Source organism: Streptomyces sp. NPDC060209, assembly GCF_042728155.1.
Classification (GTDB): domain Bacteria; phylum Actinomycetota; class Actinomycetes; order Streptomycetales; family Streptomycetaceae; genus Streptomyces.
Map to the genome: position 1 here is coordinate 20,395 of NZ_JBHWZS010000074.1, position 11,517 is coordinate 31,911.

The 11,517-nt window shown below is 62.6% G+C and carries 9 protein-coding genes and 2 pseudogenes; 8 read left to right on the forward strand and 3 right to left on the reverse strand.

Annotated features, from left to right (window positions below):
- Positions 1-249 precede the first annotated feature (249 nt).
- The 3 genes from ACFWFI_RS16660 to ACFWFI_RS16670 all read left to right on the forward strand — a co-directional run bounded on the left by ACFWFI_RS16660 (position 250) and on the right by ACFWFI_RS16670 (position 3,754).
- Positions 250-462 (forward strand): class I SAM-dependent methyltransferase, encoded by a 213-nt coding sequence (locus ACFWFI_RS16660; protein WP_387390280.1) that lies wholly within the window; start codon positions 250-252, stop codon positions 460-462.
- 690 nt (positions 463-1,152) lie between these two features.
- Complete coding sequence (locus ACFWFI_RS16665; protein ID WP_387390283.1) at positions 1,153-2,829, forward strand: Eco57I restriction-modification methylase domain-containing protein; 1,677 nt, start codon at positions 1,153-1,155, stop codon at positions 2,827-2,829.
- Positions 2,813-3,754 carry a PaeR7I family type II restriction endonuclease gene (locus tag ACFWFI_RS16670; RefSeq protein ID WP_387390286.1) on the forward strand — a complete coding sequence of 314 codons (942 nt, stop codon included), beginning with the start codon at positions 2,813-2,815 and terminating at the stop codon, positions 3,752-3,754. The genes ACFWFI_RS16665 and ACFWFI_RS16670 overlap by 17 nt, the downstream gene beginning before the upstream one ends.
- A gap of 2,327 nt (positions 3,755-6,081) precedes the next feature.
- On the opposite strand, the gene ACFWFI_RS16675 is transcribed toward ACFWFI_RS16670, so the two are convergent.
- Positions 6,082-6,378 (reverse strand): GYD domain-containing protein, encoded by a 297-nt coding sequence (locus tag ACFWFI_RS16675; protein ID WP_387390287.1) that lies wholly within the window; start codon positions 6,376-6,378, stop codon positions 6,082-6,084.
- A gap of 515 nt (positions 6,379-6,893) precedes the next feature.
- On the opposite strand from ACFWFI_RS16675, the pseudogene ACFWFI_RS16680 reads away from it, so the two are divergent.
- Positions 6,894-7,391, forward strand: a pseudogene (locus tag ACFWFI_RS16680) (DUF6461 domain-containing protein); the annotation flags it as partial.
- A gap of 213 nt (positions 7,392-7,604) precedes the next feature.
- Positions 7,605-7,700, forward strand: a pseudogene (locus tag ACFWFI_RS16685) (histone-like nucleoid-structuring protein Lsr2); the annotation flags it as partial.
- A gap of 116 nt (positions 7,701-7,816) precedes the next feature.
- Here the strand turns inward: ACFWFI_RS16685 and ACFWFI_RS16690 are convergent.
- Together ACFWFI_RS16690 and ACFWFI_RS16695 are read right to left on the reverse strand one after the other, a co-directional pair.
- The gene (locus ACFWFI_RS16690) at positions 7,817-8,212 is read right to left on the reverse strand and encodes a hypothetical protein (RefSeq protein WP_387390290.1); all 396 of its coding nucleotides are present in this window, start codon (positions 8,210-8,212) and stop codon (positions 7,817-7,819) included.
- Between the two features lie 264 nt (positions 8,213-8,476).
- The gene (locus ACFWFI_RS16695) at positions 8,477-9,052 is read right to left on the reverse strand and encodes a CGNR zinc finger domain-containing protein (protein ID WP_387390292.1); all 576 of its coding nucleotides are present in this window, start codon (positions 9,050-9,052) and stop codon (positions 8,477-8,479) included.
- Between the two features lie 103 nt (positions 9,053-9,155).
- Here ACFWFI_RS16695 and ACFWFI_RS16700 point away from each other — a divergent pair, with 103 nt between their 5' ends.
- The 3 genes from ACFWFI_RS16700 (at position 9,156) to ACFWFI_RS16710 (ending at position 11,514) form a co-directional block, all read left to right on the forward strand.
- Positions 9,156-10,328 (forward strand): epoxide hydrolase family protein, encoded by a 1,173-nt coding sequence (locus ACFWFI_RS16700; RefSeq protein WP_387390294.1) that lies wholly within the window; start codon positions 9,156-9,158, stop codon positions 10,326-10,328.
- Between the two features lie 165 nt (positions 10,329-10,493).
- Entirely contained in the window at positions 10,494-10,907 is a 414-nt protein-coding gene (locus ACFWFI_RS16705; RefSeq protein ID WP_387390296.1) for a hypothetical protein, read from the forward strand.
- 295 nt (positions 10,908-11,202) lie between these two features.
- Entirely contained in the window at positions 11,203-11,514 is a 312-nt protein-coding gene (locus ACFWFI_RS16710; RefSeq protein ID WP_387390299.1) for a hypothetical protein, read from the forward strand.
- Positions 11,515-11,517: the final 3 nt, after the last annotated feature.

Sequence of the window (11,517 nt, forward strand, 5' to 3'; positions counted from 1 at the left end):
ACACTGCGGATTACTCACAGCGCATACGAGTACGCAGAAGAGGTTGGAGTTTGCGTCGCCGGTCTCGGTGAATTGACCAAAGCTCTCCAGGGTTCCGTTGACATTTCTAGGCATGTGGACAGCCAGGAAGGATACGAGCGACGCAGGCTCATCAGCAACAGGGCTGTTACAGCGCTCAAACGTAAAGGTCGTCACGCTTACAGAGTCGAGAGGAAAGGACTACGAGCGCTCACAATCGTAACGACCGACATGTACGAATTCACGGCCGACGCAATGTACACCCTGGCCGAAGGGTATCGCGAGGTGAAGCCAGACTTCATTGTTGTGACGAATCCAAATTGTCGCGGATTTTCGACTGATTCACTCCGAGCGGCCAGCCAGGTAGGCATGCCGTTGATTCGCTTCAGCGACTTCCTGGACAAGTTGGGCACGGAATGGAACTCGTCAAATGGCCTCATTTGAATCATTTGATCTGCATCGCACGCACCCTGCCGCTTCAAGTTTGGCTCTTCGGATCGGCGCTCAGAACTTGCCACCCCGCAGATCTTGATGTCCTACTGGTCTACGATGACCGCTCGTCAGTGATAGCTTTGCGAGATGTGCAAGACTGGGAGGATTTCACCCCCCCAATTCATCTAATAGCAATGACTCATTCAGAGGTTTATGAATACTCTTTCATCTCTTCAACCCAAGCAGAGCGTCTCGTCTAGTCCCGCTCAGGAGTCTGTGACGTTGCGCGGCTTAGCACGCCTGTGGCGATGGGTGGAGAGGCCAGCGAAAGCGCCCGAAGTCCGCGCCCTGCCGGAGTTGTTCCGCTGGCCCAGCGTCAGTGGTCATGTACACCAGCTGCACCGGAGTTGCAGGCCAGAGATACCCAGGCCCGAGTGCCTTCTAAGTGCGGAGCCCTTTTGTGCATGCCACAGTCGTGTCACAGCGTGCGGTCAGTCACGGTCAACGGTGGGGCAGAGCAGGCATCGCGGCTCGCTGACGAGGCGCGCAGTGCTACTGCGACTCACCTGCTAGAACGCCAGCTGCCACCGTGCTGCCCTTACAAGCCAGCACCCGCCTGCTCACCCACCGCAGCTAGCAAGGACAAGTGCCACACCGAAGGACAGCAGCCACAGCAGTTGTCCCGGCTGTAGGGTCGTCGACGTGACCGCTCTCTCAACTATCAGCACCAACGTACGCACCGTCCCAGATCTCCCGCCGCAGGCTGTGGTGCATGGCGAGGTGTTCACGCGGCGCTGGGTGGTCGATCTCATCTTTGATCTCCTTGGCTACACGGCCGACAAGGACCTCAGCACTGTGCGCCTCGTCGAGCCGGCCTGCGGTAGCGGAGCGTTCCTGGCCGCCGCTGCAACGCGAATTAGCGCCTCTTGCCGCGCACATGGACGCCCGATCAGTGACGCGCTGGCATCCATCCGGGCCTTCGACCTGCTTCCTCGCAACGTGCAGGCGAGCCGCCGCGTGGTCGAGAAGGAGCTGGTAGATGAGGGCTGGCAACCCGACGAAGCCACTCAGGTAGCAGCCGCTTGGGTCCAACAAGGTGACTACCTGCTGCAGCCCCCCTCGGAGCATGGCGCGGACTACGTAGTCGGGAACCCGCCGTACATCCGGCTCGAAGACGTACCCGACGATCGTATGAAGGCCTACCGAAGCGTCTGCTCCACGATGGGTGGCCGAGCTGATATCTACGTCGGCTTCTATGAGGTTGCTCTGCGGAGCCTTAACCCCGATGGTCAGCTGGGCTTCATCTGTGCGGACCGATGGATGCGGAATCAGTACGGTAGCCGTCTGCGTCAGCTGGTGAATCGCCACTTCAGCATGGATCTGGCCCTGGTCATGCACGATGTCGACGCCTTCTATGACCAGGTCGCCGCCTACCCAGCCATCACTATTATTTCCAACCGGCCTCAAAACGAGGCAGTAGCAGCGGACACCAATCGATTCTTTGGAGCCGAGCAAGCTCGCGGGTTTCTCGCCTGGTACTTCGACGCGGATTCACAGTCGACCAAAAAAGAATCATTCCAGGGTGCTCGACTGCCGCACTGGTTCGATGACGATGCCTCTTGGCCGACTGCATCACCAGCGCGGCTAGCCATGTTGGAAGATCTCAACGAGCGTTTCGGTCTGCTGGAAGACCCTCAGGCCGGTACACGTGTCGGGATCGGCATCGCTACCGGTGCTGACAAGGTGTTTCTCACGGGTAATGCCGATCTTGTAGAGCCTGACAGGCTCCTTCCGATGGCCATGGTTCGAGACACCACTAGTGGCGGCCTTGATTGGCATGGCACCTACCTGGTCAATCCTTGGACGGCAGAAGGTGACCTGGTTGATCTAACGGCTTACCCGCAGCTCGCCTCTTACTTTGAGGAGCACGGTGCTGCTTTGCGTAAACGCTACGTCGCAACGAAACAGCCTCACCGTTGGTATAAGACGATCGACAAAGTCGATCACGAACTAACCCGTCGGCCCAAACTTTTGTTCCCAGACATGAAGCTGACTATCCATCCGGTGCTGGATGAAGGCGGTTTGTACCCTCACCACAACCTGTATTTCATCGTCTCGGATGTCTGGGACATGCGCGTACTCGGCGGCCTGCTGCTATCCAAGGTCGCGGAAGCCTTTGTAGAAGCGTATGCAGTCAAGATGCGAGGCGGAACGCTTCGCTTCCAGGCTCAATATTTGCGCCGCATTCGAGTGCCTTTCCCCGCTGATATTAGTGAAGAAGACCAGACTGCTTTGGCGACCGCCTTTGAGAAGCGCGATGTCGAAGGCGCCACGGCGGCGGCTCTACGTGTGTACGGACTCAGTGAGCTACCAGAGTAAGGGAAGTAACTTGCCTGTGGATCGCGGCAACCTTGAGGGTGCGATCATCTCGTACTGGGAGATCAAGGAAGAGCAGGCCAGAAAAGCGCGCGCCAAAAAAGCGGCCAAGGCGGCTGCTAAGAAAAGGGCAGACGCAATTCTTGCTGGGATGGATCCCGACGCAGACATCTATGGGCTTGCGGAAGAGGTCTCTGTCGCAGAGTCAAGTCAAGAGGATATCGCACTCGGAGATGAAAACGACGACCAAGATGCGGGCACTGAGGGTTCAGTCAGAGGTGGCAAGCAGTTTGACCCAATTGTAAGCCTGGTAGCAAACTTCTTTCGCGCCGCGGGATACCCTTCTTCGTGCATTCAGACTGCATCGCAGCTGGAGTTGCCGGGCTTCTATAGGCCCCAGAAGAAGTGGGATGTAGTCGTCACTTGGGGGAAATTTCTCGTTGCAGCATTTGAACTTAAGGCGCTCGGTGGGCCATCATACGGAAACAATTTCAATAACCGAGTAGAAGAGGCCGTGGGAAGTGCTACGGATGTCCGTCGGGCTTTTTCTTCTCAGCATCCCGCCAGGCCGCCTTGGCTCGGCTACTTCTACTTGATGGAAGATGATGCTGGATCGCGTCGTCCAGTGAAGACGGCGAAATCGCCGATTCCTGTAAGTGATAAGTGGACGAATCTTTCTTACCAGGAGCGCGGTGGGGTATTTTGTGAAAGGCTTCTAGCAGAGAATCTTTACGACGCTGTTTGCTATGTCACGGCTCCCAAGGGGAGTGGCTCGTTCACGGAACCTGTTCCTTCAGTTGGCTGGTCGGCATTTTCTGAAACTATTATCGATCGAATCGAGGTGCTTCGGGCTGCTGGAATTCCGGGAGTTCGTATTCCGGGTCAAGCTTCACAGATGGAGCAGATAGCCCTCGACGACCTTGACTGAGGGCATGAGCTGCTCCGCTGACATCCAACTCTGACATCAACGACCGCGGGTAGCTGCGGCATTGGACGGCTGCAGACGGCTCGCGTGCGCGTATTTGGGCCCAGTCAGGGCCGAGGTGGAGCGAACTTACAAAGCAGATGTCGGCGGTTCGAAACCGTCCGCGCCCACCGGTCAGAACGCCCCCGCAGCGAGTCGCTGCGGGGGCGTTGACGGTAGTAGGTGACGGCAGTCCCTGGGGCGTGTCGCGCTGGGCGTGAGTAGAGACCTTCTCTGCGGGGTTCAAGGCTCGTCGCGCGCTACCTGAGCGAGGGGGAATGGCAGGCGCAAGGCAGGCCTCCGGCGGGGGCGCTCAGACTCCGGGGAGGGAGGGGCGCCGTTCGCGGGTGTCGGCGGGTTCGTGGTGAGCGTTGTGGGCTCCCATCCCGATCACCTTCGACCCAGGCAGAGCCGAGCAGTCGCGGCCCAGGGCCTCAAGGTCGTTCGTACAGTGGCGCGCTCCATCTTGACGCCCTGAACCACGCCCGCTCCACGGAGTGTGGGTCGAAGGCGGACGGGATGGGAGCTGGGTAAGTGGTGCGTTGAGGAGCATGGACAGGGTGCGGCATCTCGCTACTGAAAAGGAGCCAAGCTCAGATGGTCCTCAAGACTTGCCGCTTGGGGTTCCACAGGCGGGGGCTGGCTGCCATGTTGATCTCCACGCGGTACACGATCGTGTGTCGCGGGCTACTGCCATTAGGCAGCGAAGGAGACGCAGATGTTCGGACTGTTGGGCCCGGGAGACATCATCGGCGTAGCCGTCGCGGTCCTTGCCATCTCAGGTGTCGCCATAGTGGCTGTCAGGTGGTTCAGGGCAGGGGCACGGTAGACCGAGGCAAGGCAGGCCGCAAGTGTCGGTTGCACCGCGCCGGCACCTGGGCAGAGCGAGAGCCTGTCAAGAGCGCCGTCGGGCGATGACATCAGCGACTGACACCAACACGGCCGGTCCTTGGCGAATCCCGCCGGACGCAGACAGCAGGTTGGCGCAGCGCAGGTCGGGATCTTGCGTGCTGTAGGCCGCCCGTATACCGACCTGATCAGGATGGGGGCAGGTGCAAATCCTTGTGCTCCTCACAAAGCTACTCCCCAAGTGTGATCGCATCTGATGGAGGAGGCAAAGGGAAAAGCCCCCAGGTCAGCGGCCCGGGGCTTCCTGTTGTCGCGGAGGTTTGCACTGCCGCCGTCAAGTTACCCCCGAGCTCCCTTCAGGCACTCGGACTGAGGAAGGACATTGCGCCACTTTTCGGTAGAGCGGTCGCCCAAGCCGATTCCAGTCCAGTAGATGCCGATAGACGCGCGGGGTATTCCGTTCGGAGCAGTAACGAAGAAGTGCGAGACGTATCGTTGCCCGCCACCTGTTCGGCCCTCCACAGCTAGGACCCATCCACCGTCACGGTTTGGCTTCCTAGGTACTCGGGCAGAGTTCACTACTTTCGGCGCTGGGCCAGGGGCGAGGCATTCGGTCCTCGCCTCGTCTAGCGCATACTCACAACTTTCAACCTGAACAGTGGACTTCTCGCAAAAGCCCTCCGTGGTGTTGTCCGCAATGTCGGAAATCACGTTCTCGAGGACTTCTCGCGCCTGGGCTTCCGTGACGCTCGACGGTCCGGGTCTGTCTTCGTTAGCACAGGCCGCCATAGAGAGCATGAGGCAGAGGCCCACCAGGGCGACGGGCCACTGCCGTCGGCGGCTCGCGCGGGCATCGGGTTCCCCCAGTGGATTCATCGGTTGGTCCGCACCAGCCACAACAACCCCCACAGGCCAAGCCCCTGATCCCCGTGACCTGGCGGCTGACGGATCTTGCACCACCTGTCCGTCCCCAAGCAAGGAATTCACCGGCTCACCACCGTCGCCTCATCACTGGAGGGCGACGATCCGAAGGACGATGGTGCAGCGACGACGAGTGACTGCGGCCGGCGGCCGCAGTGGAGCCGGACGAGGATCTGTCCCGATCCTGGACATCTTCCAGGTGCTCAGCCCTGACGACACCCCGGACTACAACACCGTGGAACCCGTCTTGGCCGAGGAAGCACGCGAGCTACTGGGCACGGCGCTGACTCGTGCTCACGTCAAGGACTTCGACGTCTCCCCCCGATCGCGGTGGGCCGCGCCACACCTGTGCCATTCGGGCGGCCAATCACGGGCAACGACGGTTCGCCGCAATCGAGATGCAGCGCCGACAAGGGCCGCGCCTCCAGCTGTGTGGTTGTCCACGGTCGGGATGCTGCCGCTTCAGCATGCGGTCCAGATGGCTTGCTGCCTCGCGCTGGGGTCTCGGACGACGTGGGTCGTCAGCCGGCCGCCTTGGCGATGATGCGCCCCATCTCCTCCGGGCCGAAGGCCCGCAGAGTCGTGGAGCGGATGTTGCCCACCCCACCGAGTTGCAGGAGTGCTGCCGTGGCAGTCTCGTCGTCGGGCGCCTCGACGATGGCCACGAGGTCGTACGGACCGACGGTCCAGTAAATGCTCAGGACCTTCGCCCCAAGCTTCTCCACCGCTGCCCCGAAGGCCTCGGAGCGCTTGGCGGTGTCCTTGTAGTTTCGGACCCCTTGATCGGTCCAGTTCAGCAAGGCGACGTACGTCGGCATGTTCTTTCACCTTCACGAGGAGACATATCGTGAGGCCAAGCCTGGGCGCCTGGGCCGGAACCCGCATGAGGTACGCACCCGAACGTGCTGTCCGAGCGACCACAGGTCGAGGCAGGCTGACATCCATGCCGGACATGGACGACACCGGACGCCTGTGGTTTGGAGCCCCCGTCCGCCACGAACTGGGGCGACCAGGGTGGCCACGTTCCGCAGGACCAGTTCTTCGCGGCAGGCAGCGGTCGGGACGGTGCGGTGGGCGCGGCGAGATTCTTGGCGGTGGCCGCGGTGGTCCTCTCCTCCAGGCGGACCAGGAAGCGCCGGACGTCAGCCACACTCAGCGATTCAAGGCGCTTCGAGCCGAGCACGGGTGCGAGTCAAGGGCCGATGAGTATCTCGTACTTCGCGTAGGCGTGAGCTTGCGGCGCAGCTTGATGGTGTTCTCCAGCGAGTACGGCAGCCACTCGGAGAGCTTGGCCGACCGTGTGTGCACGGCACGTCCTGGTCCAGACAGCTCGATGTCAGTGTTTGTGGTTACGCTCCTCAAGACGTTGGCGGCCGAGTGGGGGGTTGTCTTGGCAGAGGGCATTGGGTGGCTGGCGGAGCTGAGGGACTGGGATTTCACTGTCGTCTTCGCACGCGGCATGGAACCGGATGAGCTTGCTCAGCGACTGGGTGTGGGGGCAGCGGTCCCTGTGGCGAGGCCGCTCCTGGACGCACAGGCACGGAAGATGGCCTGGTCCGGCCACAGCGAGGAATACGGCGCGGCCAGTGGGGCACGTGTCGGCCGGAGCGCCGGATGGTCCTACGCCCTGGAATACGGGTCCCCAGTGGGGAGCTACCGGTGGGGTGAGCTTTCGCGGCACGGGGGCGAAGCCGTGGTGCTGTCCTCGTGGCCCGAATCCCCGCCTGCCCAATTCGAGTATGCCCGCGACGGGCACCTTCTCTGTTCCTTCGGGATTGGCGAGGAGCGGACCCGGAACGGAGAGGACCGTGACTTTCTGCTGCCCGCTTTCGTCCGTGAAGGCCTCCTCGGACCCGGTGGTACGGACTACGCAGAGGAGAGTGAAGAGATACCCCATCACGGACGACGCTGTCTGAATGTCATCGGAGCCCACTTCGGGCTCTCTCTACCTCGGGAGTGGCTCGATGCCACACCCGTGCCTGCCTACATCGTCAACGGGACAGCCGACGCCTTCATGTTCGATCGCAGCGCCGAAGTCGACGTCGTACGAACGTGGGCCCGAGCCAACGGCTACCTTGTCAATGACAACGGCCGCATACCCGCCACCATCCGGGAAGCGTACGAAAAGCGGCAGGACTAGGTCGCGGCGATGCCGTCCGGCAGCCGCCGGCAACCAGGCAACAGCCAACCTGCAAGCCCACTCGCCGCTCGATCCCGCCGCATCCCTCCACCGAAGCACAGGCGGCCTGGACGTGCTCAGCGGTCGTCCGTATGCGGGCGCGCAGGGCGTGGCAGTGGCTGACGCCAGTCGCCCAGCGTCTTGAGGAGGAACTGGCGGGCGAGAGGACGTATTTCGTCCCACGCCGGATCTGTGGCCAGGGCGGCGGCCCAGAGACCGACGCGGCTCGCGCCGTCGATCTCGCCGAGGCGACGGCCGATGGCCTGGAGAACGTGCTGTTCCTCGGGTTCGAAGGCTCCGCGCTCCGCGAGTCCTTCGGAGATGCGGCAGAGCAACTCCACCTCTTCAACGGCGTCCTTCGTCTCCAGCTCACGCTCGCCCAGCCAGGCGATCTGATCCTGGGTGTCGGCTGCGAGGAGGGCCATGAAGCGCAGCGTCCAGGTGCGCAGGTTCACGTCGCCGAGATGATTCATCCATGGAGGATTGCACCTAAGGGCTGTCCCGTAATGCCCGGTGGATCAGCGCGCGGCGTCGGATGCGGTGCATCGCAAGGCGGAGGGGCGTCCTCATACTGGGCGTATTCGGGCGACCCGACAACGCGGCGAGGTGCCGTAGCTGTCGTCGTGCGCCCGCCGGGGATTACGGGACAGCCCTTAGCTCCCGCAACTGCGTTCGATGGTGCAGAAGGGCGGCGACGGTCGGCGCGGGACCCACTTGGATGAGACCGAGGGTAACGATCACTCCGCTGATCTGGGGTTTTTGCGCTGGTTGGCATTGAAGCGTGCTTTCTTCTGACGATTCCCACACGTGTTCATGTCGCACCATTTGCGGGTGCGACTTTGGCTGGTGTCGAAGAAGGCGGCTTGGCAGGTTGGTGATCCGCACAAGGCCAGCTTTCCGTCTCGCTCGCCCGCGATGATGCTGATCGCGTCGGCGGCGATCACGCTGAGGGCGTCTTCCACGCAGGAAGCCGAGCTGAGCCGCCATCGCCGCTTACCCTCGTGCGTCAGGATCGCTGCGGCCCGACCCTGAGCGCTGCAGTCATTGATGACTTGGACAGCGGATGCTGGGAGAGCGTCCTGGATCGCGGCCGCTGTCGCGGCGGCGTGAATCGACTCCCTCAGCTCCCGGGCGAGGTCGAGCTGGGCAGTGCTGCAGGAGTCCACGGCGAGGCCGTTCACTGCCAGCCAGTCGACGAGTCGGTGCGGCGTGGGAATGCGCTCCACAGCGTCGCCATGACGCTCCGACAGAGTGCCAGTGAAGCTGGTCGCCAGCACATTACCGAGGCGGAAGTCAGGAAACGCAGCACGCATGGAACCACCTTAGCTGGTTGCAGCGTGGCTCGGGGAACTGCTAGAACCGTCTTAGACGGTTCGCGATGGATCGTTGCCGGCTCCGCGATGGCCAGGAGGTCTCATGCCCCGTCCAACCAGCGACGTGCAAGCATTTGAAGCCCACGCAACCGACGCTGACCTCGATGATCTGCGCGCGCGACTAGCCGCGGCGCGACTACCGGAGGCTGAGACGGTCTATCGCGCCGCGCCCGACCCTCACCGATGGGAACAGGGCGTTCCTCTCGCCGACCTCGTCGATGTCGTGAACTACTGGCGCACCGGATACAACTGGCGGTCGTTCGAAGCGCGCCTCAACCGGATCGGCCAGTTCCGCACGACCATCGATGATCTGGGAATCCACTTCCTGCACCGCCGATCCGCACGCGCGGATGCCACTCCTCTGATCTTGACGCACGGCTGGCCAGGCAGCATTGCTGAGTTCATCGATGTGGTGGACGAGCTGGCAGATCCGAAAGATCCAGACGCGCCGGCGTTCCACGTCGTGGTCCCGTCGCTACCGGGATTTGGTTACAGCGACAAGCCGGCCACCACCGGGTGGGGAACCGAAAAGATCGCGGCCGCATGGGTGGAACTGATGGGAAGGCTCGGCTACGGCAAGTTCGTAGCCCACGGCGGCGACTGGGGAGGTGTGATCACCACGGTCCTGGGCGGCAGGTTCCCGGCGCACGTTCTCGGCATCCACACAACGTTCGCGGAGGCACCACCCGGGTTGACAACGGACGGGCTGACGGAGGTCGAGCGCAAGTGGACCGAGGAAACCCGCGATTTCTGGCGCCACCGCGCGGCGTACGCGAAGCAGCAGGCGACCCGACCGCAGACCATCGGCTACTCGCTCGTCGACTCACCGATCGGACTTCTCGCCTGGATCCTTGACAAGTTCGCCGAGTGGTCAGACACCGAAGACAGCCCGTTCGAGAGGATTTCCAGAGATCGTATTCTTGACGACGTCACCCTGTATTGGCTGACGCGGACCGGCGCATCGGCGGCCCGAATCTACTACGAAAGCCACAACTCGCTCGATCCCGAACTCCGGGTCGACGTCCCGTCAGCAATCAGTATGTATCCCCGCGACATCGAGAAGTGTCCGCGCGCCTGGGCGCAGCAGCGGTACCGGCAGATCGTCCGATGGAGGTCGCCCGAAATCGGGGGACATTTCCCGTCGCTGGAGGTTCCCGAGTATTTCGTCAAAGATCTACAAGAGGGCCTCGCGGCGGTGCTGGCCGCTAATCGGTGAACGCGGCTGGGCGCCGGCACTCGATCACCGCCTGGTCCGGCTCAAGGCGTTGGCCGACGGCTTCCAGACCGAGCTCGCAGAACGTGGTCAGACAGGGTCTGCCGCGAGGGTATGGAGCTGGGCAGTCGTTTCTGTCGAGGAGGAGAGTGGATGCAGGCGTCCGCCATGACGCGTTCGAATGTCCAGGAGATACTCCTGGGCACAGTGCCCGAGACGGCGGAGCCGATCCGGGCCCTGTCGGAAGAGGAGGGCGCGAGCGGTGAAGTGCTTCTCTACCCGCTCCTCAGGGACGGGTTCGCCGAGCCTCTGGTGATTCCCGCGCTGCGGCGTCCGTCCGCACACGAGGATCTCCTGCGCCGCTGCTTCGAATGCGTCGATCTCGGCCTGCGCAGCGCGGACAAGACGCTGAACGACGCGTTCTGGTTCCAGGTTCTGGAGCTCCTGCTCGATGACCTGGACGTGCTCGACGCGGCTCACCCCTTCATGACCGAGGAGACCAGGAGTTACGTCCTGGAGAAACTGATGCACTTCGGAGTCCCGCTCACGCCCCACTGGTCCGCGGGGGCCGGGAGCAGCTGACCGAAGCGTTCCGGTCTCAACGGCACCAGCGTCGAGGCCGGAACAGACTCCTATGAGTCGACAGCTGTGTCCTGACCGAGGCGCACCGGCCGGTGGTGCCGGTCGAGGAGTTGCGCCGCTCGTTCCGGTCCCAGAGTCTCGATGCCCTTCCGCCGCGTGTGCCGAAGCCGACCGCAGCAACTGCCGGCCTCGTCCAGCGTCAGCCGGGGATGCCGATCGGCCGGAATGGATCCAAGTTCAGGTGTCGGCGAAATGCGCCTGCTCACCACCCCCGGGGTGGCCTACCGTTCCCCGTATGACTTCGATCAGCCGCGAGAACCCGCTGACCTCCAAAGACGCCCAGGCGCTGCTCGCCATGCTCCCTGCCGGAGTCGAGATCGAGCGAGGCATGAGCGAGCGGGAACTCGATCAGGTGGAGGAGCGCTGGGGGTTCCGCTTCGCTCCGGAGCACCGGACGCTGCTGGGTGCGGGACTGCCGACGGGGAGCCGTAGCTGGCCCGACTGGCGGGACGGCAGGATGCCGATCGGCCGGAATGGATCCAAGTTCAGGTGTCGGCGAAATGCGCCTGCTCACCACCCCCGGGGTGGCCTACCGTTCCCCGTATGACTT